This is a genomic window from Caballeronia grimmiae, from assembly GCF_022879615.1.
Lineage (GTDB): Bacteria > Pseudomonadota > Gammaproteobacteria > Burkholderiales > Burkholderiaceae > Caballeronia > Caballeronia grimmiae.
On record NZ_CP084273.1, the window covers coordinates 643,348 to 664,707 of the forward strand.

General features: G+C 62.9%; 14 protein-coding genes and 1 pseudogene. 13 read left to right on the forward strand and 2 right to left on the reverse strand.

Annotated elements, in window-relative coordinates:
- Positions 1-522: 522 nt before the first annotated feature.
- Positions 523-804: a hypothetical protein gene (locus LDZ21_RS22240; protein WP_244796128.1), complete on the reverse strand. Its 282-nt coding sequence runs from the start codon at positions 802-804 to the stop codon at positions 523-525.
- On the opposite strand from LDZ21_RS22240, the gene LDZ21_RS22245 reads away from it, so the two are divergent.
- The 5 genes from LDZ21_RS22245 (at position 803) to LDZ21_RS22265 (ending at position 9,012) form a co-directional block, all read left to right on the forward strand.
- Positions 803-3,871, forward strand: coding sequence for a hybrid sensor histidine kinase/response regulator (locus LDZ21_RS22245; protein WP_244796129.1), 3,069 nt, complete (start codon positions 803-805; stop codon positions 3,869-3,871). The two genes, LDZ21_RS22240 and LDZ21_RS22245, sit on opposite strands and share 2 nt — an antisense overlap.
- A 223-nt stretch (positions 3,872-4,094) precedes the next feature.
- Positions 4,095-6,140, forward strand: a complete 2,046-nt coding sequence (locus tag LDZ21_RS22250; RefSeq protein ID WP_404980708.1) for a TonB-dependent receptor plug domain-containing protein — start codon at positions 4,095-4,097, stop codon at positions 6,138-6,140.
- A complete protein-coding gene (locus tag LDZ21_RS22255; protein ID WP_244796140.1) occupies positions 6,140-6,664 on the forward strand; it encodes a YfiR family protein in 525 nt (174 codons plus the stop codon). The genes LDZ21_RS22250 and LDZ21_RS22255 overlap by 1 nt, the downstream gene beginning before the upstream one ends.
- Positions 6,661-8,556, forward strand: coding sequence for a putative bifunctional diguanylate cyclase/phosphodiesterase (locus LDZ21_RS22260; protein WP_244796142.1), 1,896 nt, complete (start codon positions 6,661-6,663; stop codon positions 8,554-8,556). Before LDZ21_RS22255 ends, LDZ21_RS22260 begins: the two co-directional genes overlap by 4 nt.
- Before the next feature lie 174 nt (positions 8,557-8,730).
- A complete protein-coding gene (locus LDZ21_RS22265) occupies positions 8,731-9,012 on the forward strand; it encodes a hypothetical protein (protein ID WP_244796144.1) in 282 nt (93 codons plus the stop codon).
- Between the two features lie 166 nt (positions 9,013-9,178).
- On the opposite strand, the gene LDZ21_RS22270 is transcribed toward LDZ21_RS22265, so the two are convergent.
- Complete coding sequence (locus LDZ21_RS22270; protein WP_244796146.1) at positions 9,179-9,457, reverse strand: hypothetical protein; 279 nt, start codon at positions 9,455-9,457, stop codon at positions 9,179-9,181.
- Positions 9,458-9,976: 519 nt separating this feature from the next.
- Between LDZ21_RS22270 and LDZ21_RS22275 the strand changes: the two genes are divergently transcribed.
- From LDZ21_RS22275 to LDZ21_RS22310, 8 genes and pseudogenes are all read left to right on the forward strand, one after another.
- Positions 9,977-11,665, forward strand: a complete 1,689-nt coding sequence (locus tag LDZ21_RS22275; RefSeq protein WP_244796148.1) for an AMP-binding protein — start codon at positions 9,977-9,979, stop codon at positions 11,663-11,665.
- 383 nt (positions 11,666-12,048) lie between these two features.
- Positions 12,049-13,803: a DUF1302 domain-containing protein gene (locus tag LDZ21_RS22280; RefSeq protein WP_244796149.1), complete on the forward strand. Its 1,755-nt coding sequence runs from the start codon at positions 12,049-12,051 to the stop codon at positions 13,801-13,803.
- A 32-nt stretch (positions 13,804-13,835) separates the two neighbouring features.
- Entirely contained in the window at positions 13,836-15,212 is a 1,377-nt protein-coding gene (locus LDZ21_RS22285) for a DUF1329 domain-containing protein (protein ID WP_244796151.1), read from the forward strand.
- A 79-nt stretch (positions 15,213-15,291) separates the two neighbouring features.
- Positions 15,292-16,401 (forward strand): YCF48-related protein, encoded by a 1,110-nt coding sequence (locus LDZ21_RS22290; RefSeq protein WP_244796152.1) that lies wholly within the window; start codon positions 15,292-15,294, stop codon positions 16,399-16,401.
- Positions 16,402-16,428: 27 nt separating this feature from the next.
- Positions 16,429-18,846 carry an efflux RND transporter permease subunit gene (locus tag LDZ21_RS22295; RefSeq protein ID WP_244796153.1) on the forward strand — a complete coding sequence of 806 codons (2,418 nt, stop codon included), beginning with the start codon at positions 16,429-16,431 and terminating at the stop codon, positions 18,844-18,846.
- Between the two features lie 158 nt (positions 18,847-19,004).
- Positions 19,005-19,796, forward strand: a complete 792-nt coding sequence (locus LDZ21_RS22300) for an esterase/lipase family protein (protein WP_244796154.1) — start codon at positions 19,005-19,007, stop codon at positions 19,794-19,796.
- 223 nt (positions 19,797-20,019) lie between these two features.
- Positions 20,020-20,400, forward strand: a complete 381-nt coding sequence (locus tag LDZ21_RS22305; RefSeq protein WP_244796155.1) for a hypothetical protein — start codon at positions 20,020-20,022, stop codon at positions 20,398-20,400.
- 95 nt (positions 20,401-20,495) lie between these two features.
- A pseudogene (locus tag LDZ21_RS22310) lies at positions 20,496-21,254 on the forward strand (wax ester/triacylglycerol synthase domain-containing protein); the annotation flags it as partial.
- Positions 21,255-21,360 lie beyond the last annotated feature (106 nt).

Sequence of the window (21,360 nt, forward strand, 5' to 3'; positions counted from 1 at the left end):
GACGCGGACCGGCTCTCCGATCGATCTGTCGACGCATCGGAGCGCGGATTAAAGCACGGAGAATTGCGAAGAAATCGGCTAAGCGGCGTCGTGCGGGTTACGGAATATTGCGTAAGTACTGCGGGGCAAGTGCTGCGAAGGAAGTAAATGCGCGATGTGTGTTGAGTGCGCGCGTGCGCATTCACTGGGGCATCTCATTACACACGGTAATTTCTTGAGCCGGTCAGAAAGATGATGTGGGATGCGCGCCACACGAAGACGGCGTCCATTCATATCGGTGGTGGTTGCAAAGAGTCCGTAAACTCGCGCTGCTAGCATGACACCTCCTTCATTTCACACATTGCCAAGTCATGAAAAAGGCCGTTCTCGCCGCTCTCGTTGCAGGCACCACGTTCTTCGCTATTGCACCCGCCTTCGCAGCATCGCATCACCATGCGGTCTGCCATAAGGTCCGCGTTCATCATCATTGGGAACGTCACTGCAAGTAAGCGGCATTGCCGTTTGTCAGGCCCCGTCGTGTGATTAACGGCGGGGTTTTTTTTCGTGCTGACGAATCACCTGTTCAATCCGGGTCTGAAGAGGGAAGTCCACGCAAAGGTACAATCGTTCGACTATCCCGCCTGCGGATTTTTCGCCCCTTCTCTCCTCGATGACACCTCCCAAAACTACCGAAGTCATGCCGCCATTCTTGACGGGAGGTGGAAACTGTTCCGAAATCATCGCGTCTCGTGACTGGTCGGCCACACCGCTGGGCCCCATCGCGACATGGCCGGCCATTCTGAAGAACACGCTGTCGATCATCATGTCGTCGCCGGTTCCCATCGTCACGCTATGGGGTGAACCGGGCGTCATGCTATACAACGACGCCTATTCGGGCTTCGCTGCGGGCCGCCATCCCGTGTTACTCGGCTCGAATGTTCGCCAAGGCTGGCCGGAAGTCGCGGACTTCAACGATAACGTGATGAAAGTCGGCCTCAGCGGCAAAACCTTGCGATACGAGGATCAGGAACTGACGCTGCATCGTAACGGCGTGCCCGAACAGGTGTGGATGAACCTCGACTACTCGCCCATCTTCGGAGAGTCGGGGCAGCCGGTCGCAGTGATGGCCATCGTCGTCGAAACCACCGGCAAGGTCCGTGCGAAACGTGCATTGCAGAACGATCGCGAGCGTCTGCGCCGCATGTTCGAGCAGGCGCCCGGCTTCATCGCGATGATGACGGGACCGCAACACGTGTTCGAGCTGGCGAACCCCGCCTACATGGAACTCGTCGGGGAACGCGGACTCATCGGCAAGACCGTCAAGGAGGCGCTGCCCGAAGTGGCGGGTCAAGGCTTCTTCGAACTGCTGGATGCGGCCTTCTTCGAAGGCGTGCCTACCGCGCGTCTCGCGGAGCCGCTGACGCTCAACCGGAGTGCGGGCATGGCGGGCGAGACGCGCTATCTCGACTTCAGCTATCAGCCCGTGAGGGACGCCGCGGGCGAGATTCTGGGCGTGTTCGTGCAGGGCAATGACGTGACCGCGCACATCGAAGCGCAGCGAGCGGTGCGCGAAAGCGAAGAGCGGTTTCGCACGTTCGCTCAGGCTTTGCCCTGTCAGGTGTGGTCGGCGGATGCGTGCGGACGCATCGACTGGATCAACGAGCGAAGCTATCAGTACACCGGCATGGCCGAAGGCAGCCTGCGCGATGAAGGCTGGTCGACCGTGACACACCCGGACGACGTAACCGGCGCGCTGGACTTGTGGAGCCAGGCAGTCCGCGCGGAAGAGGCGTTCGAACGCGAAGTGCGCCTGCGCGGGGTCAACGGCGTGTACAGGTGGCACCTGAGCCGGGCGCTGCCGGTTCGCAACGCGGACGGCGCGATCACGCGATGGATCGGCGTGAACATGGACATCCACGATCAGAAGACAGCGGCGCATTTTCTCGAGCGCGTGAACGAGGATCTCGAACAGAAAGTCGCTGAAAGTGCGGCGGACCGAGAGCGCATGTGGCGTCTTTCGACCGATCTGATGCTCGTCGCCGGTCTCGACGGGTCGATCATATCCGTCAATCCCGCGTGGGCCGATCTGCTCGGCTGGACGGCGGTCGAACTGATCGGGCAGTCTTTCATGAGCCTCGTTCATCCAGACGATGTCGCCGCGACGCTCGATGAAGTCCGGCGCCTCTCCGACGGCAACCGGACCTTGAAGTTCGTGAACCGCTTCCGCCGGCGCGAGGGCGGCTATTGCACGCTTTCGTGGACCGCTGTTCCCGATAACGACATCATTCACGCCGTGGGGCGTGATATCAGCGCGGACGTGGCGGCGGCCGAAGCGCTGCGGCAAACTGAACTGGCGTTGCAGCAGTCGCAGAGAATGGAGACGATCGGCAAGCTTACCGGCGGCGTCGCGCATGACTTCAACAACCTGCTACAGGTGATATCAGGCAACTTGCAGTTGCTATCGAAGGACGTGCAGGGCAACGAGAAAGCGGAACGTCGCTTGCAGCAGGCGCTGGCCGGCGTGAACCGTGGCGGCCGGCTCGCGAGTCAGTTGCTTGCGTTCGGACGCCGGCAGGCGCTCGAACCGAAGGCGGTGCGCCTTGCGAGACTCGTCGCCGAAATGGACGACATGCTGCGGCGCAGTCTCGGCGACGCAATCGAAGTCGAAACGGTCATGAGCGGCGGACTCTGGAATACCTTCGTCGATCCCGGGCAGCTCGAAAACGCCATCCTCAATCTGGCGATCAATGCGCGCGATGCGATGGAGGGCCAGGGCAAACTGACGATCGAAGTCGTCAACGCCGTGCTGGACGACACGTATGCCTATGGCCATCCGGAAGTCGAACCGGGCCAGTACGTCATGCTCGCGGTGACCGATACGGGAAGCGGCATGACGCCCGAGGTCATGAGCAAGGCGTACGAGCCGTTCTTTTCGACGAAGCCGGAAGGCAAGGGCTCGGGGCTCGGCTTATCGATGGTCTATGGCTTTGTCAAGCAATCGGGCGGACACATCAAGCTCTACAGCGAGCCGGGTCACGGAACGACGGTCAGGCTCTATCTGCCGCGCACGCTCGAAGCAGAAGTTCAGCCCGTAGCGGCGGATTCGCGCGCTACCGAAGGAGGCACGGAGGTCGTGCTTGTCGCCGAGGACGACGAACAGGTCCGTGCCACCGTCATCGACATGCTCAACGATCTGGGCTACCGCGTGTTACGCGCCAACGACGCGATCAGCGCGCTCGCCATCGTGGAAAGCGGCGTGCATATCGACTTGCTGTTCACGGACGTGGTGATGCCCGGCACGATGAAGAGCACGGAACTTGCACGCAAGGCAAGGGAACGCATTCCGGGCATTGCGGTGCTGTTCACCTCCGGTTACACCGAGAACTCGATCGTGCACGGCGGCCGGCTGGATGCGGGCGTCGAATTGCTGAGCAAGCCATACTCGCGCGAGGCGCTTGCGCGCAAGATACGTCGCGTGCTGGGCAACGAGTCGGTCAAGCGCAGCCATCCGTTGCGTCCGGAACCCGAGCGTGAACACAAGGAGGCGTCGCTGCGCATTCTCTATGTCGAAGACGATGACCTCATTCGCGCCGTCACAGTCGAACTGCTCGAAAGCTTCGGTCATGTCGTACTCGAAGCGACCGATTCGAATTCGGCGCTCGCCTTGCTCGAGAAACACGGCGTGGATGTCCTGCTGACGGACATCGGCCTGCCCGACATTCCCGGCGACGAACTCGCACTGCTCGCACGCCAGCGTCAACCGGGCCTGTCCGTCATCTTCGCGACGGGCCAGAACGATGCACCGCCGATCGACGGCGTCGTGCTGTTGCGCAAGCCGTACGATACGGCGTCGCTTGCGCACGCGCTTCGGCGCGTTGTCGAGAATTCCTGAGTCAGCAGGGGCAGCCGCTGCACGTCGTAATGCGCGGTGCGAGGCCACAGCCGTTTCGGCCATTTCACTTGGCTTCGTACATCGCCTTGTCGCTAGCGGCGCGTCATCAGCAAATGTTGCCGATCGAGGCCGCCGCAAAGCGGGATCTTTGCGCTATCGGCTCAAGGAGTCGGACACATATGCCGATAAGGAGGCACAGACGTTAATATAACAAGCCGTACAGATGTTGCTCCCAGCTGCCTCTCCATTGACTTCGTGCTTCGCCGTTGCATGGCTGCCTTCGCTTGTCGGGCTGTTCATGGCGGTGATGCTCGGCATATGGACGCCGCCTGTCGAAGCCTCGGCCGCCTCCTCGCTGGCGAGCGATGACCTCGCGTCACTGCCGCTCGAATCGCTGATGGACATGACCGTTAGCGGAGCGACGCGCATCGAGCAGCCGGCATCGAGCGCGCCCGCCGCGGTCGTGATCCTGACGGCCGCCGATGTTCGCGACCACGGCTGGCGCACGCTTGCCGATGCCCTCGCCACGCTGCCGGGGCTGTATGTCACGTCCGATCGCATGTATTCGTATCTCGGCGCGCGCGGGTTTCAGCGTCCGGGCGACTACAATAGCCGCTTCCTTCTGCTGGTCGACGGGATGCGGCTGAACGATGCGGTCTACGATCAGGCGCCGCTCGGCTCGGACTTTCCGGTGGACATGGATCTCGTCGAACGCATCGAATACATACCGGGTCCGGGTTCGGCCGTGTATGGATCGAACGCGCTGTTCGGCACGGTCAACGTAATCACGAAGAAGGGCGCGGATATCGGCGGCGCGCAGATCGCAGGCGCGCTCGGCAGCTTCGGCGAGAAACAGGCGCGCGTGACCTATGGCTGGCACGGCGAACGCAATGCCGACCTCGTGCTGTCGGCCACGGCGTATGAACGTCACGGCCAAGACCTGTATTACCCCGAATTCGATACCCCCGATCAGAATCATGGCGTCGCCCGGAATCTCGATGGCGAGCGCAATCAGAAGCTGTTCGCCAAGTTCGGCATCGGCGATTTCCGCATCAGCGCCGGATACGGCAATCGAACGAAGAACGTGCCGGGCGCGCCTTACGATGCGGCATTCAACGCACCGTTCAGCGTGACGGACACGCATACGTTCGTCGATGCCACCTACCGGCAGGCCGTGCGTGACGACATCGCGATCGACTATGAACTGTACGGCGGCCATTACGACTACACGAGCCGGCAAGTCAGCGTGCCCGCGCCCGGCACATTGAACGTTGATGGCGATCACGCGCTCTGGTACGGCGGCGACGTGCATGCGACGGTGCGAACCCTGCCGCGCAATCGCATCGTATTCGGTGTCGATTTCACGATGAACGCGGCGCGCGACCAGTGGAACTACGACGTCGATCCATACGAGAAGTTGCTCGACGATCATCGGGTGAGTCACCGCATCGGCGTCTATGTCGACGATGAAATCAAACTGGCCGAATCGCTCACACTCGATATCGGCGGCCGCTACGACACCGAGAGCAACGTCGGCGGCAACTTCAGTCCGCGCATTGCGCTGATCTGGCAACCAACACCGAGCGATACCTTCAAGCTCATCTATGGCGCTGCATACCGTGCGCCGAACGCCTACGAGATGTACTACGCCATTCCGGGCGAAGGCGGGCAGCTCGCGAATCCCTTGTTGAAATCGGAGCATATCGGCACGCAGGAACTCGTCTATGAACGCGCGCTGGGCGGCATGGGACGCGCGACCGTCACGCTGTATCGCTACAGACTGCGCGATGTCATCACCGAGTCCATCGATCCTGGCACGGGTCTTTATGTCTTTCGCAACGTCGAGCGCGCGCAGGCACTCGGCGCGGAACTCGCGTGGCAGCAACAGTTCGCAACGAGCCTGCGCGTGCGCGCGAGCTATTCGTATCAACTCGCGCGGGACTCCATCGCGGGCGGCGCATTGCAAAACTCGCCGCTTCACGTGGGCAAGCTCAACGTCAGCGCGCCGTTTTTCGCGGCGCGTGCACGCGCGGGCGCGGAGGTGCAGTGCATGTCGTCGCGGTTTGCTCAAACCGGCTCAGCGAGCGGGTACTGCATCGCGAATGTGACCGTGCATAGCCGGAAGCTGGTGCCGCGTGCGGATGCGTCGGTGTCGCTCTATAACGTGTTCGATCGCCGCTATGCGGATCCCGCCGGGCCCGGCTTCAAGCAGAACGTGATCGCGCAGCAGAGCCGCACGCTGCTCGCCAGACTGGTCTACGGATTCTGATGATGTCATTGCGTCGATGCCTTGCACTATGTCTCTTCACGGCCGGTGGGGCCGGGGCATGGTGCGCGCATGCGCAAACCGATCTTCGCAGGCTCGAAAGCGCGTACATCTTCAACTTCACGCAATTCACGCAGTGGCCCGCCGATCGCATGGGCAACGCTGAATTGCGCGTCTGCGCCAGCGCGCGCAGCCCGCTGCGCGAAGCACTGGCGGCATTGAATGGCCGTGCGGTCGGTGCGCGCGTGTGGCGGTTTACGAGCCTCGCCGACAAGCCGCTCGCCGATTGCGACGTGCTGGCCATCGCCGGCAACGACGGAACGAGCGGCGAAATGCGCGAAGCGTTCGCCTCCGACGATGCCTTGCTCATCATCGCGGGCGTTGGCGCGATCACACACGGCGAGGCCGTCATCGCGCTGGTCGCCGAAGACGATCATCTGCGCTTCGAAATCAACAATGGCGAAGCCACGCGCCGCAAGCTCGTGCTCAGTTCCAAGCTGCTGCGGCTCGCAAGGAGGCTCAAGTGATAGCCACGAACACGCGTAAGGGCAGCACGGGACGCCTCACGGTCCGCGCGAATCTGGTGAGTGTCGGCATCGCGCTCGTGGCCGCGAGCATCGTCCTGTTGCTGTATCAGGCCGTGGCCTTTCGCAGCGCGTTATATGACGATGCGACGCTGCAGGCGTCGGTGATATCGGAGAACATCAGTGCGTCGCTGATGTTCGAAGACGAACGGTCGACGAAAGACGTGCTGCGCTCGCTTGGGCGCGTGGCTTATGTTCAAAGCCTGAGCGTCTATCGCAAGGATGGGCAGCTGTTCACTCGCTATGCGCGTGGAGGCATCACGCCGGAGGAAGCGGCAGAGGGCACGCTGCAATCGACGGAACATCGCACCACGCTCTCGCTCGATGATGTATTCGTGCGTGCGCCCATCGAACACAATGGCCATCTGCTTGGATATGTGGTGCTGGTCGCAACGAGCGATCTTGTGCGCCGGCAGCTCTTGCAATACGCGTGCTTTCTCGGTGTCGCGTGTCTCGGCGCGTTATCGATTTCGACGCTCGTGATGAACCGCATGCGGCGGCGCGTGAGCGAGGCCGAACGTGAGCTCGAATATCTCGCACGCACCGATCCGCTCACGAAACTGCCTAACCGCCGCACGTTCTATGAGTCGCTCGATGAGCGGCTCACAAGCGCGAAGGAGCCGAGCCGCTATCTCGGGCTCGTCCTGATCGACCTCGACGACTTCAAGACCGTCAACGATACGCTCGGCCACGGCGCGGGCGATCAACTGCTTCAGCACGTCGCCTATGTACTCGAAAGCACCGTTGGCGGACGCGCGATGGTCAGCCGCATGGGCGGCGACGAATTCGCGGTGACGCTGACGAGCACGTGGAAGCGCGCGGCGGTCGCGGAACTCGCGGGCGAGATCGGCGCCGCGCTTTGCCGGCCGGCCCCGCTTTGCGGGCGCGAGATCAACGTGACGGCGAGCATCGGCTACGCGAGCTTCCCCGAAGCCGGCAACGATAGCGGCAGCCTGATGACGAGCGCCGATATCGCGCTGTACGAAGCGAAAAGCCGGGGCAAGAATACGGTCGTGGGATTCTCCGCGGAGATGATGGACGCCGCGCACCGCCGCGCGTATCTCGAAGCGGAGTTGCGCAAGGCCGTGGAGAGCGATGCGCTCGACCTCGTCTTTCAGCCGCAGTTCGAATGCGGCAGCGGCACCTTGGTCGGAGCGGAAGTGCTGGCGCGCTGGACGCATGGAGAAGAGGGCGACGTATCGCCGGGAGAGTTCATTCCGATCGCCGAGAACAGCGATCTGATCGTACTGCTCGGGCGTACGGTGCTGCAGCGGGCATGCGTGGCCGCGGCGGCGTGGAATGCCTCGTGCCCGGGCGCAGCCGTGCGCGTCGCGGTGAACGTGTCGGCGCGACAGCTCAGGCATCCGAACTTTGTCCCCGACGTGATGGCCGCCCTCGGTGCAAGCGGACTTGCTCCGGCATTGCTGGAACTGGAGCTTACCGAGAGTCATCTGATCGCGAATCGCGAAACCGCCATCGACGTGATGAACCGGCTTCGGGAGGCGGGCGTGCTGTTGTCCATCGACGATTTCGGCACGGGCTATTCGTCGCTTTCGTACCTGCATGCGTTCCCCGTGAACGCGCTCAAGATCGACCGCTCGTTCATCGAGCGCATTCCCGAGGATGGGCAATCCATCGTGACGGCGATTCTCTCGATGGCGCATAGCTTCGGTTTGCAGGCGGTGGCCGAAGGCGTCGAAGAGCCAAGGCAGCTAGCCTGGCTCGTCGATGCGGGCTGTGATGTCGTGCAAGGCTTTCTGACCGGTCGTCCGATGTCGCTCGATCAGTTCCGCGCTCTTGTTGAGAACGAGGCGTTTGACAGCCAGCTCGCGTGAATGCCGTGCGTTAGCCGGCACATGGTCGTACGCATATTGAAGTGAAAAGCGACTCGTCAGCGGGAGTTGCATGCGTATAGCAGGTATGCCGGTTGCTCAGACGAATACCGCTGAGGGCGCGGATACGAGCTGCAATGTTCCGCCGCAGCGAACTAACTTGCGAGAGGAATCAACATGAAACTACGTCATCTTTTCACGGTTGCCGCCGCTGGCGTTCTGATCTCGAGTGGGGCTGCTATCGCACAAGAGCAGAGCGCGCCGATGGCAGGCGGATCGCACACCACCGACGCAAGCACGGCCACCTACGGCCCATCCACGTATAAAGGCTCGGACTACGGCGGTTCCACTTATGGCGATACCAACGCCGGTGCGCGCAACTATGGCGAGTGGGTGCGGGGACGCAACCCGGCCAACTGCCCGGCGGGGCTGCCGTGTAACGTCTATAAAGGCTCTTGATGTGACTACGCGGCCAGTGTCGGCGATGCGCGCTTCAGACGCGTCGCCGTCGATGGCCGCGCGAGCAGGTTCAATCCACCGGTTGCCGTTCTTCGGACCCGGATAACGCGCCAGCCAGTACGCATATTGGGCTGGCAACACCGTCGACGACTTGCGCACCTGTAACTCACGTGCCGCACTCAACGGATAGTGCGGATCGGCGAGATGCGCGGGCGATCATCGCAAAATCGATTCGATGCGCCGCAGTCGCGGTCGCCGGTTCGTCCATGCCCCATGCTGTCGCCACCGGAATACCGGCTTCTTCGCGCACGCGCGCGGCGACCGGCGCCATGAAGCCCGAAGCCGACGTCGAGAATCCGATGCCAGCGTTGAGCAGATCCAGTCCATGGCGCTTATGCGCTTGACCAGTCGATCGACCCTGGGAACGTTTCTCCATCGCGTCCATCGAATTCGCGCCTGCCTCGCATCCCGTGTGGCCGGTCTATATGCCTGACGTCGCGGCTGCCCTGCGGTGATCGGCGCGAGTCTCTTCCGGGCAGCGTGCCGATGTTCGCCAGCTTTCTGGTGATCACGCGCCTGATCCGGCGGCGGGATCGCTGAGACAAAATCGCACATGACGGGTGCTAGCAATATTCGATCGATTGTTGCCAGTCCGGTCAAACCACGATGGCGATCCGCTCCCCGCCGGGTTCAACGCCTCGCCGCGCGATACGGCGCGCTTCTTCAGGCATAAACTGACGCGATCCACCGCTTGGTCCCCCCTATAAACGGGTGGGTATCTGTGCATGCCAAATGCGTATCTTTCTTTCCGGGCCATTGATTGCTGTCGCTTACCGCCGAAGGCATTGGCGTGCGGCGATTCGCCAAACCTTCCCGTGAGACACGTTTTATGCAGTAGCAAGACCCTGAGAATTACGCATTGCTGAAAAGTCGGGCCAGACAAAATACAAGAGTGGAGACAGACATGAGCGGCAAAGAGACGAACACCCTGGTGCATCGCTTCCTGCACTGGGAACAGGTGCAGCCCGATGCAATCTATCTGACCGAGCCCACGGCTGACGGGCAGGTGATCGACTACACATGGCGTCAAGTGGGCGACGAAGCGAGGCGCATCGCGGCGTGGCTGCAGTCACAGGATTTGCCGCCGCGCAGCGCCATCTCCATCGCGGGGAAGAACTCGGCGCACTGGATCATCGCGGACCTGGCCATCTGGTTCGCGGGGCATGTGTCGGTGCCGCTCTATCCGAGCATCGGCGCCGAGACGGCGCGCTATATCGTCGAATATTGCGACGTGAGGATGATGTTCGTCGGCAAGCTGGATGAGAACACGGACGGCTGGAACGAGGTTCGAAAGGCCTTGCCATCGCGCGTGCAACTGGTCGGCTTGCCGCGGACGTCCGCCGTGCCGGATGCGCCGCAATGGGACGCGCTCGCCGCACGGCATCAACCGTTGCAGGACGTGTTCCTGCCGCAACCGGGGGACGTCGCCACGATCATCTTCACGTCGGGCAGCACAGGCCGTCCGAAAGGCGCGATGCACAGCTTCGAGGCCATCTACACCTATGCGGTCGAAGCCGGGAAATTCTGCGACATGCATCCGCGCGATCGCGTCTTGTCCTATCTGCCGCTTGCGCATACGGCGGAGCGGTCGTTCGTCGAGGCGAACTCGCTGTGCCACGGCTTCCGCGTCTTCTTCAACGACAGCCTCGCCACCTCCATGCAGGATCTGCTGCGCGCACGGCCCACGGTGTTCATCTCGATGCCGCGGCTCTGGACCAAGTTCTATCAGGCGGCCGGCGCGCGTCTGTCGGCGACCGATCAGGCGTTGCTGCACACCGCGTCGCCCGACGCTGACGCGCTCAAGCGGCGCGTCCTCGCATCGCTCGGACTGGACGCCACCCGCATTGCGTTCACCGGCTCCGCGCCGCTGTCGACGGAAATCACGGAGTGGTATCGAGCGATCGGGCTGGAACTTCTCGATGTCTACGGCATGACGGAGAACTTCTCGTACTCGCATTACAGCCGTCCCGGTCAGGTGCGGCTCGGCTATTCCGGTCAGGCGATGCCGGGCGTCGAATGCCGTATCGACGATAACGGGAAAATCCTGCTGAAGTCGCCGACGATGATGCTCGGCTACTACCGCGAACCCGAGCTCACGAAGGAAAGCATGAGCGAGGACGGTTTTTTCCGCACCGGCGATCGCGGGGAATTCGACGAGATGGGCCGGCTGAAGATCACCGGGCGCGTCAAGGAAATCTTCAAGACGAGCAAGGGCAAGTACGTCGCGCCGGTGCCGATCGAACATCGGCTGAGCCATCCGAAAGTGGAGGCTGTCTGCGTGACGGGTCCGGGCTATGCGCAGCCATTCGCGCTGCTGATGCTGTCGCCGGCTGCGCGCGACGAGCTAAAGGACGGTCAGTCGGCGCACGCGTTGCGCACCGACATGCAAGGGCTGCTCGACAGCGCCAACGAGGCGCTGGAAGGCCACGAGAAGCTCGCTTTCGTCGTGCTCGTGAAGGACATCTGGAACGTGGAAAACGGTTTCATGACGCCGACGATGAAGTTCCGGCGCGCAGCCATCGAGAAATATTATTTGCCGCGTGCGCCGATCTGGGCGGAGCTAGGGCAGAAGGTCATCGTCGAAGTCGATTGAGGCTTTCTAGCGTGAACCGCAGCCGGGCGGAAAGCGCCGTCCGGCTGTCCGGGCGCGTCGATTGAGATCTGCCGTGCAGCCGTCGCTGCGGTGAGCCACGCTCGCTTCGCAATCCAAAAAATGACGTAAACCCCACCCCCCTCTTTTCAAGGGGGCGTCGAGGGTGCCACTGCTGGCAACCTAGCAGTCAGGAACATCAGCAGGACAAAGCAGTGCGAGGAGACCACTAGCCTCTTGTTCCGTCGCTTCCCGGGCGTTCCTGTGCGAAGACGATGTGTCTCGATGAACGTAGCAGACAGCGTATCGGCAAGGTTCATCAACGCGTTACTGATTAGGTATCTTGATAATAAGTCACCGACAATATTGGTTGGGGGAGCACAAGCATGTCTTGCTTTATCCGAGAAGAGAACAAGAAGCCGCCACGCCTGACAATTCTCGCCGGGCTCATCGCAGCGGTTCTGACGTCGAATGCGTACGCTTTCAAGATCGACACGCCTTCATCCGACTGGGAAGTGAACTGGGACAACACAGTCACGTACACCATCGGCATGCGCGCGAGAGGAATCGATCCGTTGATCGGCAACAATCCGAACTTCGATGACGGCGACTACAAGTTTCGTCATGCGGGCGACATCGTCACGAATCGGGTGTCGATGGTGTCGGAGTTCACGGCTGCGTATAAGGGCTACGTGGGCTTCAAGCTGTCGGGATCGGCGTGGAAGGACTTCGCGTACGGCAGCGGCAACGCGACCAATCCCGGCGTGTTCGCCCCGGCAGGCGGCGGCTTGCCGGCGGTCACGTATCAGTCGCTAGCGGCTTATCCGAACCGGCAGTACGGCTCGTTCACGAACCGCTACTACGTGCAGGGCGCACAACTGCTCGACGGCTTCGCGTTCCTTAACGCGGACGTCGCCGGCAAGGCCGTATACGTGAAGGCCGGTCAGTTCACCGAATACTGGGGCAACTCGCTGCTGTTCCCCTTCGCGGGCATCTCCGTGGCGCAGGGCGCGCTCGACAGCATCAAGGGCCTCAGCTCGCCCGGCACGCAAACGAAGGAACTGCTGCTGCCGCGCCCGCAGGTTAGCGTGACGGCGCAGGTGACGCCGGAAGTATCGCTCTCGGGACAATACGCGCTCGGCTGGACCTATAACCGGCTGGCGACGGGCGGCACCTACCTCCAGGCGAACGACTCCATCGCGCAGGGCCCCTCCGGTCTTCTCGTGACGACGCTGCCGGGTTCGCGCGTGGGCCGTCCGGGTGGCTGGGTGCCCGTCTTCGTTCATCAGGGGCCGTCGATCACGCCGCCCGATATCGACAACAACTTCGGCGTCAAGCTCGGCTGGACGCCGAGCTTTCTCAGCGGCCAGATTGGCTTCTACTATCGCCGCTTCGACGAGTCGCAGCCGTGGGTGCTGACGAACTGGAAGAACGGCTTGCCGACCGACTATCGCCTCGCCTACAACCGTGGCGCGCAGTTGTTCGGCATCAGCATGGAAACGACGATCGGCAACGCGGCGACGGGCTTCGAGGCGTCATGGCGGCGCGGCACGGCGCTCAACACCGCGTTGAGCTCGAACATCGCGAATCAGACGGAAGGCGCAACGGGCGACGTGCTCAACCTGATCGCCAACGCGATCATCCCGCTGCCGAACACGCCGTTCTGGCAAACGGGCTCCCTGACCACGGAACTGGCGTACTCGCACCTGCTGTCCGTGAGGAACAACGCGGCCATCTATAACGGCGTGGGCTATCGCGGCTGCCCGAGCAACAACAAGTGGAACGGGTGCTCGACGAGGGACTATGTCGGCCTGGGCATGCAGTTCAATCCGCAATGGCTGCAGGTCTTCCCCGGCGTCGATCTGAGCATGCCGACGTCGATGACCGTCGGCCTGTACGGCAACAATCCGCAGAATCCGGGCTCGTCGGCAGCGGGCCAGGGATTCTTCAATTTCTCGGTCGGCCTCCAGGCGCTCGTGCGCCAGAAGGCCACCGTGACTCTTGCCTTCAATGGCTATCACGCGCACGTCAACGGCACCTCGGTCACGCCGAGCGGGCTCACGTACGCGTCGAGCGGCAGCGGGCTCTTCGATCTCAACGATCGCCCGTGGGTTTCGCTGACCGTTCAATCGTGGTTCTGATGCATACATCGATAATGAAAGGAGACAAGTCCATGAAGACATTCATTCAACTCGTCGCAGCAGGCGTCGTGACGCTGCATGCCGCCGGGGCGCTCGCGGCGATATCGGCGGAAGAGGCGAAGCAGCTCGGCACGACGCTCACCGTATTCGGCGCGGAGAAGGCCGCTTCGAGCGATGGCTCGATTCCCGAGTACAAGGGCGGATTGACGAAGGGACCGGCCGATTTCGTTCCGAACAGCGGCACGTGGCCGGACCCGTTCAAGAACGACAAGCCGATCCGCAGCATCAACGCGGCGAACATGGCGCAGTACGCGGACCAGTTGACGCCGGGCGTGCAGGCGCTGCTGAAGCGCTTCCCGGAGTTCCGCCTCGACGTCTACCCGACGCGCCGGACGATGCACTATCCGCAATGGGTGCTCGACAACACGCTGAAGAACGCGACGAGCGCGAACCTGGTCGGCAAGGTCGAAGGCGATGGCGTCGATGGCGCGTTCGGCGGCATCCCGTTCCCGATTCCGAAGTCCGGCTACGAAGTGATGTGGAACGCGCAGCTCGGGTATCGCCGCACGCAGTACGAAGCGAAGAACGTCGGTGCCTATCTCGTCGACTCCGCGGGCGGGCGCACGGAACTGCCGATCATGAACGTCATCGAGTACAAGCCGTATTACGATCAGGCGCTCGCGGGCGGCAAGTTCAAGGGGCCGCAGGACCGCATGTGGCTGACGCTGCTTACGCCGGCCACGCAGGCAGGCTCCGCGAACCTCGTCGATTACTCGATCAATTATTCGGAAACCGATCAGGTGAGCTGGGCGTACTTCCCGGCGCAACGCCGTGTGCGGATGGCGCCCGACTACAAGTACGACACGCCGACGGCCGCCTATGGCGGAGCGCTTTTCTGGGACGAGGCCAAGCTCTTCGCCGGCCGCATGGACAAGTTCAACTTCAAGCTGATCGGCAAGAAGGAGATGTACGTTCCGTACAACAACTACGAGTATTCGCAGCTTCCTGTCGACGACGTGTATGGCCCGAAGCACATCAAGCCTGAAGCGCTGCGCTGGGAGAAGCATCGCGTGTGGGTGGTGGAAGCGACGCTCAAGCCGGATGCGCGCCATGCGTACTCCAAACGTGTCTTCTTCGTGGACGAGGATAGCTGGACGCTGATGGAAGCGGATGGCTACGGCCATGACGGCAAGCTGTGGCGCGTGGGTCTCGACTATCCGATCAATTACTACGACGGCGGCGGCGGCGTGTTCATCAGCGCGAACACCTTCTACGACCTGCAAAAGGGCAACTACTTCTCGTACTTCACAGCCAACTCGCGCGGCAAGCCGGAGCTTCGCGTCGCCGAGAAGCTCGAGAAGCCGAATCTCTTCACACCTGCGGGCATGGCGGGAACGGGGCTTCGCTAAGCGAAGCAAGCATTCGAGTCTGAGGTAGTCGACCGGGCCGCCGCGCGGCGGCCCGCGTTCAAACGAAGGAGGGCATCGGATGTTCAAGCACTATCACGCAAGCCCGGCTTGCAGGCGGGCGCTGCTTGCCGCGTCGATTACCGCGGTCGTGAGTTTCGCGGGCGCTCAGTCGAGCCTGGGCGCGACAACCCGTGACCCGTTCGCCGATCCGCTCGACATCGCGGCGGTGATGCACGAAAGCGTCGCGGGGCGGCCGCTCATGTCGGTTGCGCGGGCGGGGCAGCGTTTCATTGCGGTCGGCATGCGCGGGCTGATCGTCTCGTCCGATGACGGCGGCAAGAGCTGGACCCAGGTGCAGTCGCCGGTGCGCAGCGACCTGCTCGCCGTCACCTTTCCGGTACCGCGCGAAGGATGGGCGGCTGGCCACGACGGCGTCATCCTGCATACCGCGGATGGCGGGCGGACCTGGGAGAAGCAGTTCGACGGCCGCGTCGCGGCCACCGCGCTGATCCAGGACTACAAGGTGCGCATCGACGCCGGCGACGCCACGCTGCAGCCGTATCTCGATCAACTGGCGCTCAACTACAAGGCCGGGCCATCGCTGCCGCTGCTCGGCGTGTGGTTCAAGGACACGCAGCACGGCCTGGCGGTCGGGCCATTCGGCATGGCCGTCGCCACCGAAGACGGCGGCAGGACCTGGGTGCCGGCGCTGGAACGCATCGACGATCCGCGGTTTCTGCATCTGCAGGGCGTGAGCGAGGTCGGGGGCGAGGTCTTCATCGCGGCGGAGAAAGGCACGGTATTCCGGCTCGACAAGGCCGCAGGCAAGTTCCGCGCAGTCGAAACGGGCTATGCCGGCAGTCTCTTCGGCGTGACGGGCAATGAGCAGGTGCTGGTCGCGTACGGGCTGAAGGGCACGCTATACCGAAGCACCGATCGCGGCGCGAGCTGGACGCGCATCGACAGTCCGCTGCACGGTCTCGTCACAAGCGGGGTCTATATCGCGCAACGGCAGACGTTCGTCTTCGTGACGGCGTCGGGCGAAATCGCGCTCGCCGACCGGAACGCGGTTGCGTTTCGCATGCTCAAGGCCGGCCGCACCGTGACGACGACCGGCGTGCAGGCATCGTCCGGACAGGATGTGGTGCTTTCAGGAATGGATGGCATGCGCACGGCCGCACTCCAGTAACAACGCTGACTTCGGGAAACACTCAACATGGCTATGTCTTCAGACGGGCAGCGCGTCGACGCGATGCCGGTCATCCGCAACCGTGCGGACTTCCAATCGGCATCCGGGTCGCGGCTGGAGCGGCTCATCTTCAATCATCGCGTGTGGATCGTCGCGGTGTGCGCGCTGCTGACGGTCGTGCTCGGCTTCTTCGCGGCGCGGTCCGAAATCACCGCGCAATACGAACGGATGATGCCGCAGTCGAGTCCCTTCATTCGGAACTATCTCGACAACGTCGGTTCGCTGAGGGGGCTCGGCAACTCGGTGCGCATCGTCGTTGAGAATCGTAACGGCAATATCTACGACGCCGCCTATCTCAAGACGCTGCGCGAGATCAACGACCGCATCTATCTGATTCCGGGCGTGGACCGCTCGTTCGTCAAGTCGCTGTGGATGCCGGTCGTGCGCTGGACGGAGGTGACCGAAGAAGGGTTTCGCGGCGGGCCGGTGATGCCCGACAATTTCGATGGATCGGCGGCGAGCATCGCGCAGTTGCAGACGAACGTGGGGCGCGCGGGCATCGCCGGCTCGCTGGTCGGCAACGATCTGCGTTCGAGCATGATCTTCGTCCCGCTGCTGGATCACTACGCCGATACGGGCCGCCCCGTCGATGCGCGCGCGGTGCGCGATGCCGTCGAGCAGGCGCGTCAGCAGGCCGGCAATGGCGTCAGCGTGCATGTCATCGGCTTCGCGCAACTGGTCGGCGATCTGATCCACGGGCTCATGCAGGTGGCCTTGTATTTCGCAGTTGCGGCGGCGATCGCGGCGGTGGTGATCTTCGGCTATACGCGCTGTCTGCGCAGCACCGCGCTCGTCATCTGGTGCTCGCTGACGGCGGTGCTTTGGCAGCTCGGGATCGTGCATCTGATGGGCGTGGATCTCGATCCGTATTCGATGCTCGTGCCGTTCCTGATCTTCGCGATCGGCGTATCGCACGGCGCGCAGAAGATGAACGGCGTGATGCAGGACATCGGCCGTGGCACCGACCGTTACGTCGCGGCGCGCTACACGTTCCGCCGCCTCTTCCTCGCGGGGCTGACGGCGCTGCTCGCGGATGCGGTCGGCTTCGCGGTGCTCATGCTGATCGACATTCCGGTGATCCGCGGTCTCGCGCTGTCGGCGAGCGTCGGCGTGGCCGTGCTCATCTTCACCAATCTGGTGTTCCTGCCCGTGCTGCTGTCGTATGTCGGCGTCAATCCAGCGGCGGCGACGCGCAGCCTGCGCGCCAGCGACGACCATCCGTTCGTGCGGCTCCTGACGCCGTTCACGCGGCGCGGCCCGGCCACGGCCGCCGTGTTGTGCGCGGGCTTGCTGACGGCGGGCGGCTTGCTCATCGGGCAACATCTGAAGATCGGCGATCTCGATCCCGGCGCGCCCGAGTTGCGGCCGGACTCGCTGTACAACCGCGACAACGCGTACATCACCGGGCACTACAGCCTGTCGACGGACCAGTTCGCGGTCATCACGAAGACGCCCGCCGGACAGGTGAACGACTTCTGGACGCTCATCGAGATGGACAACCTGGAGCAGACGCTGCGCGATCTCCCGGGCGTCCAGACGACGATGTCGATCAGCGGCGTGAGCCGGCGCAACACGGCGGCGGGCTTCGAGGGCGATCCGCGCTGGATGACCATCAGCCGCGATCCGAGCGTCTCCACCGATGCCGTGAACAACGCGTCCGTCGCCAATCCCGAACTCGTCAACAACACGCGCTCGGTCGCGCCCGTTGTCGCCTATCTGTCGGATCACAAGGCGGAGACGTTGAAGCGGGTCGTGTCGGCGGTCGAGACGTTCGCCGCGCAGCACGGCAGTCCCGACCGGCAGTTCCTGCTCGCAGCGGGCAGCGCGGGCATCGAAGCGGCGACGAACATCGCCGTGGAGAAGGCGAACCACAGGATGCTGCTCCTCGTGTATGCAGCGGTGATCGTGCTGTGCTTCATCACGTTTCGGAACTGGCGCGCGGTCGTCGTCGCGGTGGTGCCGCTCGTCATCACGTCGATTCTGTGCGAGGCGCTGATGGTCGTGCTCGGCATCGGCGTGAAGGTGGCGACGCTGCCCGTGACCGCGCTGGGCGTGGGCATCGGCGTGGACTATGCGCTGTATCTGCTGAGCGTGCAGTTGTCGCTGCAACGCCAGGGCCGCTCACTCGCCGATGCGTATCGCGAGGCGCTCAATTTCACCGGCAAGGTGATCGCGCTGATCGGGGTGACGCTGGCGTCGGCGGTCGTGACCTGGGCGTGGTCGCCGATCAAGTTCCAGGCCGATATGGGCATCCTGCTCACGTTCATGTTCCTCTGGAACATGGTTGGCGCGCTCGTCCTGATTCCCGCGTTGTCCCACTTCGTCCTGCAGCCGCGCAAGGCGGCGCAGGCGAGACAACCGATCGCCAACGGCGATATCGCCTAAGCGACATACGGCGCAGGAGCGTGCCATTTCGCTCCTGCCCGGCCTTTCGCATCGCAGCGGCTGGACGCAACAACGGCCGCGACTCCACGTTCAACGCCCGCGCTCCGGTCTTGTCACGCAGCGCGGAATCCTTGCATCAATAACAAGAGGAACGCTCTATGTTTTCACAGTTGGATCCTTCAGCGCCGCCGTCGAAATACTGGCTGATGCTCGAGTCGCGGGCCATCGGCGAACTTGGTGTCTGTTGCGCCGTCGCGCCATTGCTGCTGCAGTTCGCCCCTTCCGGCGACGGCCATCCGGTGCTGGTGCTGCCGGGCTTCATCGCCAGCGATCTGTCGACGAAACCGCTGCGCATGTTTCTGCGCAATCGTGGATATCAACCCCATGGATGGAGCCTCGGCACGAACCTGGGGCCGCGCCAAGGCGTCGAGGACAACATGCGCAAGCGCCTCGAATCACTGGCGGAGCGTTACGGACAGAAGGTCAGCGTCATCGGCTGGAGTCTCGGCGGCATCTTCGCGCGCGAGCTGGCGCGGCAAGCACCGGAGCTGGTGCGCAGCGTCATCACGCTCGGCAGTCCGTTCGCGGGCGAACCGTATGCGAACCACGGCTGGAAGTGCTACGAAAAGCTCAGCGGCCGCAAAGCGGATGACTGGCCCGACCGCGATCTCATGAAGCAGCCGCCGCCGGTTCCGGCCACCGCGATCTTCACGCGCACCGATGGCGTCGTCAACTGGCAAGGCTGTCTGGAACGAGTGAGCGCGACGTCCGAAAACATCGAGGTGGAAAGCAGTCATTGCGGGCTCGCTCATCACCCCGCCGTCATGTTTGCAATAGCCGACCGTCTCGCGCAAGCGGAAGGCCAATGGCGGCCGTTCGATCGAGAGTCGGGCTTGCGGCGCTTCGTCTATCGCGACCCGAACCGCGGAGAACGATTCGTCAACGCCTGATTTTTATTGCCTCATCGCTCGCATCGACCCGCTTCACCCCGCTTCAACGCGCTTCAACGCGCTTCAATTTTCGCTTCACACTCGCTTCTCGCTGCATCTCATGCTTCACAACCCGCTGGACTTCACTAGAGGATAAAAAATGGAAACGAGCACGACACGAGAGACGGCATCGGCAACGGCAAGGCCATCGTCGATCCCGGGCCTGGGCGCAATTGGCAGATTCATGGAAAGTCTCAAAGTCCCTCGCATGGGCATGGATCTCGGGCGCATGGCGGAGTTCCATCGCAAGGACGTGGACGCGCTGCATCAGGCGAACCGCGAGATGTACGAGGGTCTGCGGGCGCTGCGCGAACGGCGCAATGCGCTCGTCACCGAAGAGCTGACGCAGGTCAGAGAGCTGTTCAAGAGCCTGATGAACCCGATGGCCTTCGCTCAGGGCCCGGTGCTGGCGCAGAAGAGCGTCGAGCGGGCCATGCAGGGCTGGAATGAGCTGGTGCAGCTCGACGCGTGCGTGCGCGTCAGAGCGTGGAGGGTGTTGCAGGAGCGGCTGCAGGCACGGCTCGAAAGAATGCCGGAACCGGTGCAGGCGACGGACGCGTCGTAAGGCATCCCGGACGCGCGCGGCGGGAAGGCTCCGACCGGGACATCGCATCGACCGCTCGCGCGCGGCGACAAGACCAGACACATTGGAGAAAAGCAATGGAACATTTGGGCAGTACAGACGCCGCGTTTTTGCATCTGGAAACGCCGGAGACGCCGACGCACATCGGCAGTCTCATGCTATTCGAGCTTCCCGAGGGCTATAAGGGAGACTTCTACGAGGATGTGAAGGCGTTGCTAACGAAGCGCCTGCACTTGTGCAGCCTGTTTCATCGCAAGCTCGCGCAGATGCCTTTTCAACTGGCCGATCCGATCTGGGTCGAAGACGACGACGTGGACATCGAATATCACGTCCATAGCCTCACGCTGCCGAAGCCGGGCACGAAGGCGCAGCTCGAACAACTCGTCGCGCGGCTGCATTCGTCGCTGCTGGATCGCAGCCGTCCGCTGTGGGAAGCCTACGTGATCGACGGGCTCGACAACGGGCAGGTCGCGTACTACACGAAGGTGCACCACGCGACGATCGACGGGAAGGCCGCTGTCGAGATGGGCAAGGTGCTTTACGACGTATCGCCGGTGGTGCGCGAAGTGCCGCCGCCGCGCCGTTCGCGCCGTAGCTACTCGTCACAACTCGGCATGCTGGAACTGCTGCGCGCCGCGGCCACGAACACGACGAAGCTGTACACCGAAATCGGCGCGCTGCTGCCGACGGCTTTGAAGGCGATCGGCACCGCCGGCCATGTGATCGCCACGCGCAGGCTGACCGATGGCAATCGCTCGCTGAATCTCGGGCTCGCGCCGAAGACCATCTTCAACGAGTCGATTACCAACCAGCGTTCGTACAGCACGATGTCCTTGCCGTTCGACGAGGTCAAGACGCTCAGCGCGCGCGTCGGCGGCACGGTCAATACGCTCGTGATGGCGCTGTGCAGCGGCGCGCTGCGCCGCTTTCTGGCCGAGCGCG

Coding starts and splice junctions, on each gene's coding strand:
- LDZ21_RS22245 (WP_244796129.1), top strand. CDS start 803: ATGTCGTCGCCGGTTCCCATCGTCACGCTATGGGGTGAACCGGGCGTC.
- LDZ21_RS22240 (WP_244796128.1), bottom strand. CDS start 804: ATGATGATCGACAGCGTGTTCTTCAGAATGGCCGGCCATGTCGCGATG.
- LDZ21_RS22250 (WP_404980708.1), top strand. CDS start 4,095: ATGTTGCTCCCAGCTGCCTCTCCATTGACTTCGTGCTTCGCCGTTGCA.
- LDZ21_RS22255 (WP_244796140.1), top strand. CDS start 6,140: ATGATGTCATTGCGTCGATGCCTTGCACTATGTCTCTTCACGGCCGGT.
- LDZ21_RS22265 (WP_244796144.1), top strand. CDS start 8,731: ATGAAACTACGTCATCTTTTCACGGTTGCCGCCGCTGGCGTTCTGATC.
- LDZ21_RS22270 (WP_244796146.1), bottom strand. CDS start 9,457: ATGGACGCGATGGAGAAACGTTCCCAGGGTCGATCGACTGGTCAAGCG.
- LDZ21_RS22275 (WP_244796148.1), top strand. CDS start 9,977: ATGAGCGGCAAAGAGACGAACACCCTGGTGCATCGCTTCCTGCACTGG.
- LDZ21_RS22280 (WP_244796149.1), top strand. CDS start 12,049: ATGTCTTGCTTTATCCGAGAAGAGAACAAGAAGCCGCCACGCCTGACA.
- LDZ21_RS22285 (WP_244796151.1), top strand. CDS start 13,836: ATGAAGACATTCATTCAACTCGTCGCAGCAGGCGTCGTGACGCTGCAT.
- LDZ21_RS22290 (WP_244796152.1), top strand. CDS start 15,292: ATGTTCAAGCACTATCACGCAAGCCCGGCTTGCAGGCGGGCGCTGCTT.
- LDZ21_RS22295 (WP_244796153.1), top strand. CDS start 16,429: ATGGCTATGTCTTCAGACGGGCAGCGCGTCGACGCGATGCCGGTCATC.
- LDZ21_RS22300 (WP_244796154.1), top strand. CDS start 19,005: ATGTTTTCACAGTTGGATCCTTCAGCGCCGCCGTCGAAATACTGGCTG.
- LDZ21_RS22305 (WP_244796155.1), top strand. CDS start 20,020: ATGGAAAGTCTCAAAGTCCCTCGCATGGGCATGGATCTCGGGCGCATG.